General features: G+C 61.6%; 17 protein-coding genes. 6 read left to right on the top strand and 11 right to left on the bottom strand.

Annotated elements, in window-relative coordinates; genetic code table 11:
• The first annotated feature begins 296 nt into the window (after window positions 1-296).
• The gene (locus CRO59_RS01060) at window positions 297-1616 is read left to right on the top strand and encodes an MFS transporter (protein WP_007965880.1); all 1320 of its coding nucleotides are present in this window, start codon (window positions 297-299) and stop codon (window positions 1614-1616) included.
• Window positions 1617-1747: 131 nt separating this feature from the next.
• Here the strand turns inward: CRO59_RS01060 and CRO59_RS01065 are convergent, their stop codons facing one another.
• Entirely contained in the window at window positions 1748-2503 is a 756-nt protein-coding gene (locus CRO59_RS01065; protein ID WP_027612499.1) for a membrane protein, read from the bottom strand.
• 343 nt (window positions 2504-2846) lie between these two features.
• Here CRO59_RS01065 and CRO59_RS01070 point away from each other — a divergent pair, with 343 nt between their 5' ends.
• On the top strand, window positions 2847-3179 hold the full coding sequence (locus CRO59_RS01070) for a hypothetical protein (RefSeq protein WP_097093071.1): 333 nt from the start codon (window positions 2847-2849) through the stop codon (window positions 3177-3179).
• Window positions 3180-3438: 259 nt separating this feature from the next.
• Complete coding sequence (locus CRO59_RS01075; RefSeq protein WP_027612497.1) at window positions 3439-4068, top strand: flavin reductase family protein; 630 nt, start codon at window positions 3439-3441, stop codon at window positions 4066-4068.
• A gap of 6 nt (window positions 4069-4074) precedes the next feature.
• On the opposite strand, the gene CRO59_RS01080 is transcribed toward CRO59_RS01075, so the two are convergent.
• A complete protein-coding gene (locus CRO59_RS01080) occupies window positions 4075-4317 on the bottom strand; it encodes a hypothetical protein (protein ID WP_007965872.1) in 243 nt (80 codons plus the stop codon).
• A 43-nt stretch (window positions 4318-4360) separates the two neighbouring features.
• Window positions 4361-4714, bottom strand: coding sequence for an antibiotic biosynthesis monooxygenase family protein (locus CRO59_RS01085; protein WP_027612495.1), 354 nt, complete (start codon window positions 4712-4714; stop codon window positions 4361-4363).
• A gap of 430 nt (window positions 4715-5144) precedes the next feature.
• On the opposite strand from CRO59_RS01085, the gene CRO59_RS01090 reads away from it, so the two are divergent.
• Window positions 5145-6074, top strand: a complete 930-nt coding sequence (locus tag CRO59_RS01090) for an AraC family transcriptional regulator (RefSeq protein ID WP_027612494.1) — start codon at window positions 5145-5147, stop codon at window positions 6072-6074.
• Window positions 6075-6200: 126 nt separating this feature from the next.
• Here the strand turns inward: CRO59_RS01090 and CRO59_RS01095 are convergent, their stop codons facing one another.
• The 6 genes from CRO59_RS01095 to CRO59_RS01120 form a co-directional block, all read right to left on the bottom strand.
• Window positions 6201-7256 (bottom strand): ABC transporter ATP-binding protein, encoded by a 1056-nt coding sequence (locus CRO59_RS01095; RefSeq protein WP_097085997.1) that lies wholly within the window; start codon window positions 7254-7256, stop codon window positions 6201-6203.
• Window positions 7257-7269: 13 nt separating this feature from the next.
• On the bottom strand, window positions 7270-8118 hold the full coding sequence (locus CRO59_RS01100) for an ABC transporter permease (RefSeq protein WP_097085999.1): 849 nt from the start codon (window positions 8116-8118) through the stop codon (window positions 7270-7272).
• Complete coding sequence (locus tag CRO59_RS01105; RefSeq protein WP_025111659.1) at window positions 8115-9023, bottom strand: ABC transporter permease; 909 nt, start codon at window positions 9021-9023, stop codon at window positions 8115-8117. The genes CRO59_RS01100 and CRO59_RS01105 overlap by 4 nt, the downstream gene beginning before the upstream one ends.
• 243 nt (window positions 9024-9266) lie before the next feature.
• Window positions 9267-10370: an ABC transporter substrate-binding protein gene (locus tag CRO59_RS01110; protein ID WP_027612490.1), complete on the bottom strand. Its 1104-nt coding sequence runs from the start codon at window positions 10368-10370 to the stop codon at window positions 9267-9269.
• Between the two features lie 217 nt (window positions 10371-10587).
• Window positions 10588-12039 (bottom strand): aldehyde dehydrogenase family protein, encoded by a 1452-nt coding sequence (locus CRO59_RS01115; protein WP_097086001.1) that lies wholly within the window; start codon window positions 12037-12039, stop codon window positions 10588-10590.
• Entirely contained in the window at window positions 12036-13673 is a 1638-nt protein-coding gene (locus tag CRO59_RS01120; RefSeq protein ID WP_097086003.1) for a 5-guanidino-2-oxopentanoate decarboxylase, read from the bottom strand. Before CRO59_RS01120 ends, CRO59_RS01115 begins: the two co-directional genes overlap by 4 nt.
• Window positions 13674-13899: 226 nt before the next feature.
• Here CRO59_RS01120 and CRO59_RS01125 point away from each other — a divergent pair, with 226 nt between their 5' ends.
• On the top strand, window positions 13900-14781 hold the full coding sequence (locus CRO59_RS01125; RefSeq protein WP_097086004.1) for a LysR substrate-binding domain-containing protein: 882 nt from the start codon (window positions 13900-13902) through the stop codon (window positions 14779-14781).
• A gap of 123 nt (window positions 14782-14904) precedes the next feature.
• Here the strand turns inward: CRO59_RS01125 and CRO59_RS01130 are convergent, their stop codons facing one another.
• Window positions 14905-15519, bottom strand: a complete 615-nt coding sequence (locus CRO59_RS01130) for an NAD(P)-dependent oxidoreductase (RefSeq protein WP_097086006.1) — start codon at window positions 15517-15519, stop codon at window positions 14905-14907.
• Window positions 15520-15564: 45 nt separating this feature from the next.
• Window positions 15565-16443, bottom strand: a complete 879-nt coding sequence (locus CRO59_RS01135) for an MBL fold metallo-hydrolase (protein ID WP_097086008.1) — start codon at window positions 16441-16443, stop codon at window positions 15565-15567.
• Window positions 16444-16557: 114 nt separating this feature from the next.
• On the opposite strand from CRO59_RS01135, the gene CRO59_RS01140 reads away from it, so the two are divergent.
• Complete coding sequence (locus CRO59_RS01140; RefSeq protein WP_218274154.1) at window positions 16558-17463, top strand: LysR family transcriptional regulator; 906 nt, start codon at window positions 16558-16560, stop codon at window positions 17461-17463.
• Window positions 17464-17506 lie beyond the last annotated feature (43 nt).

Raw genomic sequence — 17506 nt, forward strand, 5'->3', positions numbered from 1 at the left:
TCGCGGGCAAGCCACGCTCCCACAGGGTTTTGTGCTGAACACAGAATGTGTGAACACCACCGACCACTGTGGGAGCGGGCTTGCCCGCGAAGAGGCCCGCAAAGGCAACATTTATCCATCAGCCTGAATGAGCAATTTTCCGCTCACCACAATCCAGCCATAAGCGGATTTCCGCTCATTCAATCTTTCCGCCCCCTCTAAACCGGCCCTCCCCCCGTTGGCACAGCTCCTGCTATAGCCCCAGCAGGCTGCGTTCCAACGCGCTCCACAAAAACAATTAAACGAAGGATCCTTCAATGGATAACTCCAACGCCCTGCCCCTTGGGTCGGCTGCCGCGCCCGCCAAAGAAAGAACCACCGCCAGCAGGATCAAATCGATCTTCAGCGGCTCGGTCGGCAACATGGTCGAGTGGTACGACTGGTACGTCTACGCCGCTTTCTCGCTGTACTTCGCCAAGACCTTCTTCCCCGCCGGTTCCACCACCGCGCAACTGATGAACACCGCCGCGATCTTCGCCGTGGGCTTCCTGATGCGTCCGATCGGTGGCTGGCTGATGGGCCTGTACGCCGACAAGGTCGGTCGCAAGAAAGCCTTGATGGCCTCGGTCTACCTGATGTGCTTCGGCTCCTTGCTGATCGCCCTCAGCCCGAACTACGAAACCATCGGCATCGGCGCGCCGATCCTGCTGGTCTTCGCCCGCTTGCTGCAGGGTCTGTCGGTCGGCGGCGAGTACGGCACCTCGGCCACCTACCTGTCGGAGATGGCGACTAGGGAGCGTCGCGGTTTCTTCTCCAGCTTCCAGTACGTGACCCTGATCTCCGGCCAGCTCATCGCGCTGGGCGTGCTGATCGTGCTGCAGAACATGCTGACCACTGAACAGCTGTACGCGTGGGGCTGGCGTATTCCGTTCGCCATCGGCGCACTGTGCGCGATCGTTGCGCTGTACCTGCGTCGCGGCATGGAAGAAACCGAGTCGTTCACCAAGAAAGAGAAGTCCAAGGAAAGCGCGATGCGCACCTTGATGCGCCACCCGAAAGAACTGCTGACCGTGGTCGGCCTGACCATGGGCGGCACGCTGGCGTTCTACACCTACACCACCTACATGCAGAAATACCTGGTGAATACCGTCGGCATGAGCATCTCCGACTCGACCACCATTTCCGCCGCCACGCTGTTCCTGTTCATGTGCCTGCAGCCGATCATCGGTGGCCTGTCGGACAAGATCGGTCGGCGCCCGATCCTGATCGCTTTCGGCGTACTCGGGACGATCTTCACCGTGCCGATCCTGATGACCCTGCACACCATCCAGACCTGGTGGGGCGCGTTCTTCCTGATCATGGCGGCACTGATCATCGTCAGCGGCTACACCTCGATCAACGCCGTGGTGAAAGCCGAACTGTTCCCGACCGAAATCCGCGCGCTGGGCGTCGGCCTGCCGTACGCCTTGACCGTGTCGATCTTCGGCGGCACCGCCGAATACATCGCGCTGTGGTTCAAGAGCATCGGCATGGAAACCGGTTACTACTGGTACGTGACCGCGTGCATCGCGGTGTCGCTGCTGGTGTACATCACCATGAAAGACACGCAGAAACACTCGCGGATCGTGACTGACTGATCGGGTTTTCACAGCCACTGCAACGGTGGCTGTGATGGCCCCTTCGCGAGCAGGCTCGCTCCCACATTGGATCGTGATCGACACAAGTCCCCTGTGGGAGCGAGCCTGCTCGCGAATGAGGCGACTCGGTATCAAGTCAACTCGGCAACCGGCGGCTTGCCATAACGCTTCTGCGCATACGACGCGCCGACAATCATCACCAGCAGAATCCCCGCCAACACCGCCGACGAGCCGATGGTGCCGAAGTCCAGGCCGCCCTTTTCATGGGACTTGGTCATCAGGTCGCCCAAGGTCGCACCGAACGGCCGGGTCAGCACGAACGCCACCCAGAACAACAGCACCGACGAAATCTTCGTGAAGTATTTGAGCGCCACGACCACGGCAATGGTCGAGCCGATCAGCAGCGCGCCACCGGCAAAACCCAGGCCCGAATCATCGGCCAGGTAATCGCCGAGCGCAGTGCCCAGGGTGTTGGAAAACAGAATCGCCATCCAGTAGAACATCTCGCCGCGGAAAGTCTGCACCTTGCTGACGTTCAGAGAATCGCCGCTCAGACGCCAGGCCGTGAAGATCGCCAATAGAATCGCAATCAGGATCATCGACCCGGTGGCGTAGCCCAGTTCAAGGGTGCGGTCCATGAAGTCGGACATGGTGGTGCCGGCGGTGCTGGTCGACAGAATCACGATCCAGTACAGCAGCGGCTTGTAGGTCTTGGCCATCAGTTGGCTGATCAGGGTCAGCACGAACACGCTGATCAGGATCAGCGAGCTGAGGGCGTACCCGACGTTGAGCGTCATCGACAGCAAGTCCCCCGCGGTTTCCCCCAGGGTCGTCGCGCAGATTTTCATGACCCAGAACGCCAGGGTGATTTGAGGCAGTTTGTTCATCGCAAGCAAAGCTCCAGTGTGGGACGGCCGGTTCTTGGTTTTCTGGCCGTGGGCAGACTGGCGTCGCACCGGTGAAAAACCGGTCGGCAACAGATGAAAAATCCGTCATATCGCGAAAAACAGCGATTAATCCCCCATTAATGCTGCCCCGGCATCCTGCCACTACCTGATCGATGACCCGCGCGGCGTTCGCTCCCGACAGTGGAAGCCCATTCAATGCGCCGCCCTTAATATCAAGTTAATCGATTGTTTTTAGCATTTATTTGCGCTTTTTTATCAATTTAGTTGGCGTAGCATTAAACCCATGCAAGACACACCCGCCAACGAATCTGGAGTCACTCACATGAAAACCAAACTGATCCTCGCTTTCGCCTTGTCCGTAATGGCCGCCAACACCTTTGCTGCCGACGGTTTTGATCGCACTGGCTCGGCCGTCGCTGCCGATGGTTATGACCGCACTGGCTCGGCAACTGTCGCCGAGGATGGCTACGACCGCACCGGTTCGGCGACCTTTGCTGAAGACGGCTACGACCGCACCGGTTCGGCGACCTTTGCTGAAGACGGCTACGACCGCACCGGTTCGGCGACCTTTGCTGAAGACGGTTACGACCGCACCGGTTCAGCTGCCTTCGCCGCTGACGGCTACGATCGCACCCAATCCGCTTCGATCAGCTGATTGCAGTTGTAAAGCGCACAGCCCGGCTTCGGCCGGGCTTAGTCATTTCTGGGGCACGGCAAATATCCCCTGTGGGAGCGGGCTTGCTCGCGAAAGCGCCGGGTCAGTCAACCACTGTGGCAACTGAAAGATTGCATTCGCGAGCAACCCGCTGCCACAAAGGGGATTGCATCAACTGGAATATCTTTGTGTGACTGGAAAATGCTGTTTCAGACTTGCACTATTGCCTTCTACAAACGCCCTCCAGGAACCTCCAGCCATGTCCGATGACATCCACTTCTACGAACCCGCCAACGGCCACGGTCTGCCCCACGATCCGTTCAACGCCATCGTCGGCCCGCGTCCCATCGGCTGGATTTCTTCGCAGGATGCCGACGGCCAGCTGAATCTTGCGCCTTACAGTTTCTTCAACGCGTTCAACTACATTCCGCCGATCATTGGTTTTTCCAGCATCGGGCGCAAAGACAGCCTGAACAACATCGAGCAGACCGGCGAGTTCGCCTGGAACCTCGCCACTCGCCCGTTGGCCGAGCAGATGAACCAGAGCTGCGCGATGGTCGCGCCTGAGGTCAACGAGTTTGAATTGGCCGGGCTGACGTCAGTGGCGTCGAAGGTGATTGCGGTACCACGGGTAGCCGAAAGCCCGGTGTCCTTCGAGTGCAAGGTCACGCAGATCATCCAGTTGCAGCGCGCCGATGGCGAAACCGTGCCGAGCTGGCTGATTCTCGGCGAAGTGGTCGCCGTGCATATCGCCAAATGGCTGTTGAAGGACGGGATCTACGACACCGCCGCGGCAGAACCGATTCTGCGCGGCGGCGGGCCGGCGGATTATTTCCAGTTGGGGCCTGAAGCCCTGTTCAAGATGTGGCGCCCGGGGGCGGACAAGTAAGCGCAGTTACCAGATCAGCTCGGCGTCATCAGTGACGCCCTTGAGGCGGTCCAGCTCATTGATGGCAGCCTCATCGGCAGCGATGGCGCCGGGGAAAACCTGATCACCCAGCAGTTTGTGGAAGCGTGGCGCACCGCCATCGACCAGGGCCTTGACCGCGATTGCCGCGTGGTAACCCTTGTTGCCGCCCAACTCGACAGGGACGACTGCGGAGACTGCTTCGAAGTGTTCAAACTCTTTACGTGCCATGGCACACATCCTGGCTCAGATGAATAAGCCGGACATTAAACCCTCAACCGGCGAGTTTGTGTATCGGTGCCGGACATTGTCCGAGCGCCTGCGCTGCCGACACCTCTTTGAAGGTGTGGAAATCCAGGCTGTTGACCACCAGGTCCTGGACCAGTTCGGCAAAGATCTGCATCGACGGGCTGTTGAAATACGCGGTCATTGCCTGTTGATGGCTCCAGAAACCGGAGACCAGCCACAGCTCCGGATCGCATTGCGAATGCTGCAGGGCGAAGTTCAGGCAACCGGGGGCGTTGCGTGACGGTTCGATCAAGGCACTGAGGCGTACACCCAGTTCGGCGGAGCGTCCGGCGCGCGCTCGAACGAAGGCCATATGACTGACGGGAATCTGCTTGGACATGTTCAACCCTCCCAGGGAGTCGCGTGGCAGCCGGGGGACGGGCTGCGACAGGATCAAAGGTTAAGGGCCGGGCGCAAGGTGCCGTTAGTCGATTCCTGCCGCTGCGTTGCACAATCCTGCGAGACTGCACAAACGCCCCGCATCGATGGGTAGAAACCTGTCACACCGCTGTCACAACGCTTTTGTGTAGGAGCTGCCGAAGGCTGCGATCTTTTGACTTTTGTTTTTAAAATCAAAAGATCGCAGCCTTCGGCAGCTCCTACAGGGGTCTTCGACCCAAGGGGTAAGGTGGCGGTCGCGGGCTGATGGCCGGCACGCAAAAGCAGCCCATGCAGAATCAGGCAAGCATTTGACAGGATGTGTCTACCGCTGGCGCTTGCACAAACATATGCTCTGCCCCATTCCAGATTCCTTGCCGAGGATGCCGTGCATGACGTCATTCGATCGTTTCCAGTCTCCGCCCGATGCCGACATGGAAAAACAGCGTGCAGAACTCGCGGCGATCATCCGCCGCAACACCACGGACGACGGCAGTTACCAGACCGCCATCGGCTCGCTGTTCATGTCGCGCCATACCCAGTCCCATGACTTCGCCCCGGTACTTGCGCAACCGGCGCTGTGCATCATGGCTCAGGGCCGCAAAGAGGTGCGCCTGGCCGATGAGTTCTTCAATTACGACCCGCTGAATTATCTGGTGGTCTCGGTCTCGATGCCGCTCAGCGGGCGGGTAGTGAATGTCTCGCCGGAGGATCCGATTCTCGCCGTGCGCCTGGACATCGACCCGGCGGAAATCACCGCACTGATCGCCGACGCGGGGCCGATGGGCGTGCCGACCCGGCCGACCGGGCGCGGCCTGTATGTGGAAAAGATCGACAGCGCGATGCTCGACGCGGTGTTGCGTCTGGCGCGACTGCTGGATGCGCCGAAAGACATCGCCATGCTCGCGCCACTGATTCGCCGGGAGATTCTTTATCGCCTGCTGCGCAGTCCGCAGGGCCATCGCCTGTATGAAATCGCGATTGCCAACAGCCAGAGCCACCGCATCAGCCAGGCGATCAAATGGCTCAACGGCAACTTCGAACAGCCGCTGCGCATTGATGATCTGGCGAAAGAAGTCAACCTCAGCGTTTCAACCCTGCATCACCGCTTCAAGGCGATGACCGCGATGAGTCCGTTGCAGTACCAGAAGCAATTGCGCCTGCAGGAAGCGCGGCGCCTGATGCTGGCCGAAGGGCTGGAAGCATCGGCGGCGGGCTATCGCGTGGGCTATGAAAGCCCGTCGCAGTTCAGCCGCGAGTACAGCCGCTTGTTTGGTGCACCGCCGTTAAGGGATCTGGCGCGGTTGCGGCAGTCGGTCTGATCCGGACTTGGCGTTGCTGCATCTGGCGCTTTCGCGAGCAGGCTCGCTCCCACAGAGGAACGCATTTCCAAATGTGGGAGCGAGCCTGCTCGCGAAGTTGCCAGCGAGGCCAACATCAAATCCGGATCAAGCCCCCAACACCCGACACGCCTCGCTCGGCAACGTCACCGACACCGGATGCCCGATCCCCAAACCGATCCCCTGACACGGCGTACTCAACGCGGTGAACGTCACCCCGGAACACTCCACCGTGGTCTCGATGGTCGCGCCGATATCGCGCACGAACGTCACCTTGCCGAGCAAGCGATTGCCCGCCGTGGCTTGTGGCGCGGACAGTTGCAGATCCTCCGGACGAATCAGCATCTTCACCTTCTGCCCCGCTTCGATGCTGCTGCAGATCGGCACTTGCAGCGCATCACCGCCCGGCAAACTGACCTTGCCGTCACCCAGCGCCGTGGCCGGAAAAATGTTGCCCGAACCGATGAAGTCGGCGACGAACTCGTTGGCCGGGTGCCGGTAGATTTCGATCGGTGTGCCCACCTGCTGCACCTTGTGCTCGCCCAGCACCACGACGATGTCGGCCATGGTCATGGCTTCGCGCTGATCGTGGGTGACCATGATCGTGGTGATGTTCAAGCGCTGTTGCAGCTGACGTATTTCCACCTGCATCGACTCGCGCAGCTTGGCGTCCAGCGCCGACAACGGTTCGTCGAGCAGGAGGATTTTCGGCCGCGAGGCGATGGCCCGGGCAATCGCCACCCGCTGCCGTTGCCCGCCGGAGAGTTTCGCCACCGGCCGGTCGATCATTGCTTGCAGCTGAATCAACTCTAGCAACTCCACCACCCGCGCCTGCTGCTCGGCCTTGCTCACGCCGCGCAGTTTCAGCGGGTAGGCGATGTTCTCGCCGACGGTCATGTGCGGGAACAGCGCCAGCGACTGGAACACCATGCCGAAGTTGCGCAGGTGCGCCGGGGTGTGACCGATGTTCTCGCCGTCCAGGCGAATCTCGCCGCCGGTCAGGGTTTCCAGCCCGGCGATCATCCGCAGCAAGGTGGTTTTGCCGCAGCCCGACGGGCCGAGAAAACACACCAGCTTGCCTTCCGGCAAATGCAGGTTGACGTCCTGTACCGCGCAAGCCGAGCCGTAGAATTTCTCGACGTTTTCCAGAATCAGACCAGTCATGTTGCACCTCAAATCAAAAGGAAACGCCGCCCTCGCCCACCAGCTTCTCCAGCGCCCAGATCAGGACGAAGTCGATCAGCACGATCAGCACGGCAAACGAGAACACGGTAGGGTCGAGCGATGACACGGTGCGGCTGTACATCCAGATCGGCACGGTCATGACGTCGATGGTGTAGAGGAAATAGGTCACGGTGAATTCGTTGAACGAGACGATGAACGCCAGCAGCATCCCCGCCAGAATCCCCGATTTCATCAACGGCACCACCACGTCGACAATCGCCCGCAGCGGTGAAGCGCCGAGCATCCGCGCCGCCTCTTCGACTTCGCTGCCGATGGAGAGCATCGCGGCGGTGCAGTTTTTCACCACGAACGGCAGCGCCAGAATCACGTGAGCAATCACCAGCCGCGAGGTGGTCAGGTGGAACGGCAGGCTGTCGAACACCAGCAGCAACGCCAGTCCCAACACCACCATCGGAAACACCAGCGGCAGCGACATCAGTTGCAGCGCCACGGCTTTGCCACGGAAATCGCAACGGGTCAGCGCATAGGCGGCAGGCACCGCGATCAGCGTGGCGAAAACCATAGTTAGGCACGACACTAGGAGGCTGGTAGCCATGGCCTGGCCGAGACTCAGCACGTCGCTGGCGTCTGGCGAGACGAAGGTGTGCCAGGCCGCCTTGTACCACTGCAGGCTGTAGCTGCTCGGCGGGAAGTCGAGGTTCGACGCACCGCTGAACGACATGACGATCATGGTCAGGATCGGCAACACCGCCAGCAGCAGAATGAACCCGGAGAGGATCCCGGCGAACTTGCCGGTGTCGCCGGGCAGCAGCGCCATGCGCTTGTTGGTCAGGGTACTCATTGCGAAGCCTCCAGCAGCCGCCGACGACGGCCGGTGATGTATTCAGACAGGGTCATGATCGCCAGCGTGGTGACGATCAGCACCACCCCGGCAGCGGATGCCGCGGGCCAGTTCATCAGCGGCGCGATCTGGTCATGCACCATCACCGCGAGCATCGGCACACGGCGGCCACCGAGCAGCAACGGCACGACAAAACTGCTGGCGTTGTAGGCGAACACCAGCGTCGCCCCGGTGATGATCCCCGGCAGACTCATCGGCAACACCACCTGACGGAACACTTGAAAACGACTGGCGCCCAGTGTCGCCGCCGCCTCTTCGTAGGTACGCGCAACACCGCGCATGGCGCTGGCAATCGGCAGCACGGCCAAAGGAAACGCGGTCTGCACCAGGCCCATCAGCACGCCGTTCTGGTTGTACAGCAGCATGATCGGGCGCTTGATCAGGCCCAGGCCCATCAGCGTCTGGTTGAGCATCCCGCCCGGGCCGAGAATCACCAGCCAACCGTAGCTTTGCAGCAGCAGGTTGACCAGCAGCGGCAGCAACACTGCGGCAAGGAAGATCCGCCGCACGAACGGCGAGGTCAGCCGTGACATGGTGTACGCCACCGGGATCGCCAGCAGCACCGCGATCACTGCGCTGATCAGCGCCAGACGCAGGGTCAGCAGCAGGGATTTGAGGTAATAGGGTTCGAGCAATTGCGCGTAGCTGGCGAGGCTGAACCCGCTCCATTCCGCGCCTTTAGTGCCGACGCTCATGCGCAGCACCAGCAGGCTGGCGGCGATCAGCACACCGAGAAACAGCATCGACGGCGTGAGGAAAAACCACGCCCGCGCCGTCGGCGAAATACCGCGCGCCGGGCGCACGTCAGCGGCGCCAACCGGTTGGGTCAGGGATTGATGTTCCATAGCAATGATCTCGTCAATGGAAAACTAATCTGCCAAACACCTCTGTCTCCTATGGGAGTCATTTTTTGTGGTGAGGGGATTTATCCCCGACCGGCTGCGAAGCAGTCGCAAAACCATCGTGCGCGGTACATTTGATGCACCGTATTTGCTGATCTTGGGGCAGCTACGCTGCCCATCGGGGATAAATCCCCTCACCACAGGACTCGCTCCCACAGGGGGCCCGTGGTGTTCGGGAGGCCGGCGTCAGGAAGAAAAAATTTCCGTATAGCGACGAATCCATTGGTCATGCACGGTCGCCAGGAAGGCGTTGTCGTGCATGATCGCCTTCTCGGCAATCTGCTCCGGCGTGAGGATGTACGGGCTCTTGCGCGCTTCGGCGGAGATGATCGCCTTGGCGTTGACCGGGCCGTTGAAGATGTCTTCGGCCATCTTGCCCTGCACCAGCGGGTCGAGAGAGTGGTCGATGAAGGCGTAGGCCAGGTCGGTGTCGCCCGGACGGTTCTTCGGCATCACCGAGAGCATCAGGTCGGTGTAAAAACCTTCCTTCATGCCGAACGTGGCACCGAGGCCGTAGTTCGGATCGCGGATCTGCTTGGGGAAGAATGCCGGAGCATACAAGCCGCCCATGTCCAGGGAACCGGTGCGGAACAGTTCGGCGATCTGGTTCGGGTTCTCGCCGAGGGTGACCACGCGATCCTTCAGCTCGGCGAGTTTCTTGAAGCCCGGCTCGATGTTGTGTTCGTCACCGCCTGCGAGTTTCGCGGCGATGATGATCAGGTCCATGGCCTCGGTCCAGTTCGGCGGCGGCAGGAAAATGTTCGGCGCCAGATCGGCATCCCACAGCGCGGCATAACTGTCCGGTGCCTGTTTGAGGGTGCGGGTGCTGTAGACCAGACTGTTGCACCACAGCAGGTAACCGATGCCGTGCCCGTTGGCGCCGGTGCGGTATTTTTCCGGTACGTCGATCAGGTTTGGAATCCGGTTGAGGTCGGGTTTTTCCAGCAGCCCGGCGGCGGCCAGACCTTCGGCGCCGACCCCGGCCAGGGTGATGATGTCGTACTGCGGACGGTCACCGCCGGCCTTGAGTTTGGCGACCATTTCCGAGGTGCTGCCGGTGCGGTCGGCGATGACCTTGGCGCCGGTCTTGGCCTCGAAGGTGGCGGCGATGTTGCGCAGTGCGGCGAGGCCGGTGTCATCCGACCAGGTCAGCAAACGCAGAGTCTTGCCAGCAAAACGCGTGTCGCTGGCGCTGGCCCGGATGAAGGGCATGCTCAGGGCCGCCGCCGCTACCGAGGCGACGCCGACGGTTTTAATGAATTGACGCCTGTTCAGATCATGCTCGCCCATGAAGGACTCCCTTTGTTCTTTTAAGTATGAGGTTGGTCGCAACCGTTGCATCCGCGCGGCCGGATCCGCTGCAGGCCTTGTATTAAAAGGCCTGCAGCGCTGCCGACGGGTTCATCCTGAGGTCGTGCAATACACCTGACTATCGATAAAAACTCATCGAAGCCATGACACCGACGCATGCCTCGTTGCGAGGCATGCACTCACCGTTTTCGGGCGTTCAGAGCGCCCGGATCACGTGTTTGATTTCCTGAAACGCGGCCAGGCCCCACGGCCCCAATTCACGGCCGATGCTGCTCTGCTTGTAGCCGCCCCACGCCGTCTGCGGGAAGATCACTTGCGGCGCGTTGAGCCATACAAGCCCCGCCTGCAGGGCGTTGGCGACGCGGTCGGCAGTCTCGGCGTTACGCGTCACCACACTGGCGACCAGCCCGAACTGGCTGTCGTTGGCCAGGGCAATCGCCTCGGCTTCGCTGCTGAAACTGCGCACGCAGAGCACCGGGCCGAAAATCTCTTCACACCACAACGCACTGTCGAGGGGCACGTCGGTGAACACTGTCGGCTGCAAAAAATAGCCGCGTGGCAGATGCGCCGGACGATTGCCGCCGCACACCAGCTTGGCGCCAGCGCTCAAGCCACGGTCGATGTGACCGAGCACGCGCTGGTATTGCGCCTGATTGACCAGCGCGCCCATCTCCACGTCCGGGTCGAACGGATCGGCCACGCGAATCGCTTGCGCACGCTTTTGCAGACGCTCTAAAAACTCATCGGCCAGCTCATCGGCAACCAGCACCCGACTGGTGGCCGAGCACATCTGCCCGGCGTTGAAGAAACCGCCGCCGCAGGCCAGTTCCACCGCCAGTTCCAAATCGGCATCTTCAAGCACCAGCAGCGAAGATTTGCCGCCCAGTTCCAGGCTCACGCCCTTCACCGTTTCGGCGGCGCGCTGCATCACCTGCACGCCGACGGCATTGCTGCCGGTGAAGGAAATCTTGGCGATGCGCGGGTCCGCCGACAGCGGTGCACCGACCGCCAGACCGGTGCCGCAAACCAGGTTGAACACACCGTCGGGCAAGCCGGACTCGGCAATGATCGCCGCCAGTTCCAGCTCCGGCAGCGGCGTGACTTCCGACGGCTTGAGCACCACGCAGCAACCGGCGGCCAAGGCCGGGGCGAGCTTCCACGCGGTGGTGACCATCGGGAAATTCCACGGCACGATCAGCCCGACCACACCGCACGGTTCACGACGCAGACGCGCGCTGAAGTCATCGCTGGGCAGCGCCACGTTGCTGTCGAGTTGTGCGTCGAGGCCTTCGGCCAATTCGGCGTAATACTCGAAAGTGGCGATCACATCATCGACGTCGATCGCCGCTTCGAATTGCGGTTTGCCGTTGTTGCTCGACTGCAGCTTCATCAGATGATCGCGGCCGTTGCGCACGCCATTGGCGATGTTGCGCAGGATCGCGCCACGCTCGGCGCCAGTGGTTTTCGACCAGCGCTTGAACGCTTCAGTGGCGGCGCTGACGGCCAGATCAACCGCGCGTTCATCGCCGCCATTGACAGTGGTCAGCAGTGCTTCGGTGGCCGGATTGATCACCCGCAGGTGTTCACGCCCGGCCGACCATTGACCGTTGATGTACAGACCATCGAGTGTGGTTGGGAAATTGATCATTGGGCCACCGCCTGCATCCACTGGGTCTGGTCGATTTCGATCAGGGTCGGGCCCTGACGATCGGTGGCGGCGCGCAGCGCGCCGCGCAGTTGTTCAACCGAACTGATCGCTTCGGCGGCGCAGCCCAGGGCCTTGGCGACGCCGATGAAATCCGGGGTGTAGATATCGACGCCGACCGGTTCGATGGCGCGGTTGACCATGTACTTCTTGATCTCTTCGTAGCCCTGGTTATTCCACAGCAGGACGATTACCGGCGTGTGCGCTTCAACCGCGCTGGCCAGTTCCGGCAAGGTGAACTGCAAGCCGCCGTCGCCGATCAGGCACACCACTGGCGGACGAGCGCCACCCTCAATGCCGCCACCGAGCCACGCGCCAATAGCCGCCGGCAGGGCATAACCGAGGGTGCCGTAACCAGTGGACGAGTTGAACCAGCGCCGTGGTCGCTCCGGGTTGAAGGTGAGGTTGCCGGTGTACACCGGTTGTGTGGAATCGCCAACGAACACTGCGTCCGGCAATTCGTGCAGCACGGTTTCCAGAAAACGGGTCTGGGCCAGGGTTGGCGCATCCCAGGTCGCGGCCAGTTCATCGCGCAGACGCGCTGCCCGCACCTGGCCCCAATCGTTACGCCGCTCGGCCAGCGCCTGCTGCGACAGTGCGCCGAGCAGTGCATGCGCAGCGTTGCGCGAGTCGGCGACCAAGGCCACGTGCGGCGGATAGTTGCGCACGGTCTGATCGGCGTCGATGTCGATGCGTAGCAACTTGCCGGGGATTTCAAAGCCGCCGGCGAAGGTCACGTCATAATCGGTTTCGGCCAGTTCGGTGCCGATCGCCAGCACCACGTCGGCATCGGCCACCAGTGCGCGGGTCGCGACCAGGCTTTGCGTTGAGCCGATCAGCAGCGGATGGCTGGACGGCAACATGCCTTTGGCGTTGATGGTCAGCGCCACCGGGGCGTCGAGCAACTCGGCCAGTTCGGTGAGTTCGGCGGCGGCATCGATGGCGCCGCCACCGGCGAGAATCAGCGGACGTTGAGCGCCGGCCAGCAACTCAGTCATGCGCCGTACTGCAGCCGGTGCAGCCCCGGCGCGGTCGATGTGCACCGGAACGCTGGCGAGCAGCTCATCAGCCTCTTCTACCAAAACATCCAGCGGAATCTCGATGTGCACCGGACGCGGACGCCCGGCCTGAAACAGTGCGAAAGCACGGGCCAGCACGCCGGGCAATTCCGCCGCCGACATCAGCGTGTGGGAGAACGCCGCGACGCCGCCGACCAGCGCACTCTGGTTCGGCAACTCATGGAGTTTGCCGCGACCGCCACCCAACTGGCTGCGGGTCTGCACGCTGGAGATCACCAGCATCGGGATCGAGTCGGCGTAGGCCTGGCCCATCGCGGTGGTGATGTTGGTCATGCCCGGGCCGGTGATGATGAAGCACACACCCGGTTTGCCGCTGGTGCGCGCATAGCCGTCAGCCATGAATCCGGCGCCCTGCTCGTGCCGTGGAGTGACGTGGTTGATGCTCGAACGGGCCAGCCCGCGATACAGTTCCACGGTGTGCACCCCGGGAATGCCGAACACCTGCTCGACCCCGTAATCCTCGAGTAACTTGACCAGTACTTCGCCACACGTCGCCATGTCGATTGCCCTTTTGTCAGCTGAAAACACAGATCCCGTGTAGGAGTGAGCCTGCTCGCGATGACTTCGGTGCATTCAACATCGCAGTGACTGACACATCGCAATCGCGAGCAGGCTCACTCCTACAAAGAGCCCTTGAATGGGCTCATTGAACGGGCGGCAGGTAGCGGCAACAATCGATTAAAAGTCATACTAGCCATGTCCTCACGTCATACCTTGGATCCACATGAAACGACTGCCTCCCCTGCCCGCCCTGCACACGTTTCTGATTACTGCGCAGTGCTGCAACTTCACCCGGGCGGCCGAGCAGTTGCACATCACTCAGGGCGCGGTGAGCCGGCAGATTGCCGGGCTGGAAGCTCATCTGGGGTATGAGTTGTTCATCCGTCTGGCCCGAGGCCTGGAACTGACCGCCGAAGGACGCGAATGGCTGCCACGGGTGGAAAAGATCTTCGGCCTGATCAGCGAGGCCACCGAGCAGATCGGTCGCAAGCGGCAAACCCTGCAACTCAAGGCGCCCAGCTGCGTGATGCGCTGGCTGGTGCCGCGCCTGCTGCAATGGCAAAAGGAACGCCCGGACGTGCCGGTCAAACTGACCACTACACTGGCCCATGGCGTCGACTTCCAGCGCGAGCAATTCGATGCGGCGGTGATCTACGGCACCCCGCCGGACAACTCCTCGACTGCCCTGCACCTGTTTGATGAACAACTGACACCGGTCTGCTCGCCAGCATTATTGAAAGGCCCACCGGCGCTGAGCGAACCGGCCGACCTGCAACAGCATCTGCTGCTGCATCCGACCCGCGATACACAAGACTGGTCGGTGTGGCTGACCGCCGCCGAATTGCAGTTGAACAACGTCAACATGGGGCAGCATTTCGAGACGCTGGATCAGGCGATGTCGATGGCGTCGCATGGGACGGGCGTGGCGATTGGCGACTGGTCACTGATCGGCGATGACCTGCGCGCGGGGCGGCTGGTGATGCCGTTTGATCTGAAGGTGAAAACGGGGCTGGGCTACTACGTGGTGATGCCGCAGGGCGGCGAGGCGTCGCCGCAGCTGGAAGAGTTGATGATCTGGCTGGTGGAACAGGCGCATACCCGCTGAAGTACACAGATCCCCCTGTGGGAGCGGGCTTGCTCGCGAAAGCGGAGTGTCAGCGACATTTTAAGTGACTGACACACTGCATTCGCGAGCAAGCCCGCTCCCACATTGGGTCTGCGTCGTAGCTTAATACCCGACCGTAAACCGCTGACGCGAATGCTTCGGCGTTTCCACTTCGTCAATCAGCGCAATCGCGTAATCGGCGAAGGTGATCCAGCTGCGACCTTCGGCACTCACCAGCAAGTGATCCTTGCCAACACGGAAGGTACCGGTGCGCTCACCTTCGACGAACTCTGCCGATGGCGAGAGGAAGGTCCAGTCCAGTTCCTGCTCCGAACGCAAGGCATCAAGAAACGCCGCGCCAGCGCTGGCCTCGGTTTTGTACTCGGCCGGGAAACCCGCGCTGTCGATCACTCGGCTGTCGTCCGGCAGCAACAGCGAACCGGCACCGCCAACCACCAGCAGACGCTTCACACCCGCCTGCTTCACCGGGCCGACCAAGGCACTGGCCGGTACCGTGGCGAAGTGCGCGGCGCTGATCACCACGTCGTGACCGGCCACTGCCGCTTGCAGCGCCGTCGAATCCAGCACATCGACATTCTTGCTGACCACACCGGCACGCGAGCCGATCTTCGAGGTGTCGCGGGCGATGGCAGTGACGCTATGCCCGCGACGCAGGGCTTCTTCCAGCAGTTGGCTACCGGCACGGCCGGTGGCACCAATGATTGCGATCTTGCTCATGACATTCTCCAGTTGGCTTGAGAGTGCTGCGTTTTCAGAATCGGGTTACCACTTCATCTCGCCCTTGGCGACTTTGGCACTCAGTTCCAGCGAACTTTCTTCGCCGAGTTTCGGGTAGCGCTTGTGCATGGCCTTGATCAGCGCGGCGGAATCCTTGGCCTTGGCGGTTTCTTCGTCGAAAGCCTTAATGTAGTCGGCGGTGAATTTCACGCTGGCCAGCGAGCGGCTGCTCTCGCCCAGGTAGTGACCCGGCACCACGGTTTTCGGCTTCAGGGTTTCGATCGAGTGCAGGGTTTGCAGCCAGTCGGCGTGGGATTGCGCGGTCTGGGTATCGGCCATCCACACATGAATGTTCTCGGCGACCACAACGCCACCGACCACGGCCTTGAGCGACGGAATCCACACGAAGCTGCGATCCGGTTGTTTGCCTTCAAGACCGACCACCTGCAACTTCTGCCCTTCGAGCATCAGGCTGTCGCCCTTGAGCACGCCCGGCACGATGGTTTTGGCCGGTACGTCGGCGCCCATTTTCGGGCCCCAGAAGGCGAGTTTGCCGGCGACGGTTTTGTTGATGTGATCCACGGTCGGCTGCGAGGCCAGCACTTCGGCGTCGGGGAAGGCCTGGGTCAGGGTGTCGAGGCCGAAGTAGTAATCCGGGTCACCGTGGCTGATGTAAATGGTGGTCAGGTGCTTGCCGCTGGCGCGGATCTTTTCCACCACCTGCTCGGCCTGGGCCTTGCCGAATTGTGCATCGACCAGAATCGCGTCTTTCTCGCCGCTGACCAGCACCGAAGTCACCGGGAAAATCGCGTGGGTGCCCGGGTTGTAAACGTCCAGAGTCAGGTTGGCGGCAGCGGCGTGGGCCGCGAAACCGAGGGTGGCGGTGGCCAGCAAAACGCGCTTGAGGGTAGTGAAGCCGATCATCTGTTGCTCCGTGATCCGAATGCCGTGTTTGGCGATGGGACAGAGCTTAGTTGCCTGACTCGGTACAAAAAATGCGATGCTTGGACATAGTTTGTTTCTGAAAGCGGGCAAATCATGGATCGTCTTCAAGCAATGCGCGTGTTTGTCACAGTGGTGGATCTGGGCAGCCAGTCGGCGGCGGCCGATCATCTGGACCTGTCACGGCCAGTGGTGTCGCGTTATCTGGCGGAGCTGGAAGACTGGGTCGGCGCGCGCCTGATGCACCGCACCACGCGCAAATTGAGCCTGACCGCCGCCGGCAGTGAAATCCTGCCGCGCTGCCGGCAGATGCTCGAACTCTCGACCGACATGCAGGCCGCCGTCAGCGAACCCGACGAGGCACCGCGCGGGCTGCTGCGCATCAGCGTCAGTACCTCGTTCGGTCAGGCGCAACTGGCCGATGCGATGGCGGCGTACGTCAAACGCTATCCCGGGGTCAGCATCGACCTGCAGATGCTCGACCGCACGGTGAATCTGGTGGATGAGCGCATCGATCTGGCGATCCGCACCAGCAATGACCTCGATCCGAACCTGATCGCCCGGCGCCTGACCGTGTGCCGCTCGGTGGTCTGCGCCGCACCGGCTTATTTGCGCGACAACCCGCCACCGCAGCGGGTCGAGGACCTGAGCCGGCACAACTGCCTCACCCACTCCTACTTCGGCAAGAGCCTGTGGCATTTCGAGGAGGACGGCGAACCGGTGTCGGTGCCGGTGCAGGGCAACATCAGCGCCAATGAGGCCAGCACCCTGTTGCGCGCCACCCTGGCCGGCGCGGGGGTGGCGATGCTGCCGACCTATCAGGCCGGGGTGCATGTGCATGCCGGTGAACTGGTGCGCCTGCTGCCGGATGCCGAGCCACGGCAGATGAACATCTACGCGGTGTACGCCTCACGCAAGCACATGCCGGCGGCGTTGCGCAGCATGCTGGATTTTCTCGTCGAACGATTCCCGGAAAATCCCGAATGGGATATGGGCCTGTAAATCCGATGCCCCTGTGGGAGCGGGCTTGCTCGCGAAGGCGGTG

The sequence above is a fragment of the Pseudomonas sp. LAMO17WK12:I5 genome (assembly GCF_900215165.1).
In the GTDB taxonomy this organism is placed as follows: domain Bacteria; phylum Pseudomonadota; class Gammaproteobacteria; order Pseudomonadales; family Pseudomonadaceae; genus Aquipseudomonas; species Aquipseudomonas putida_A.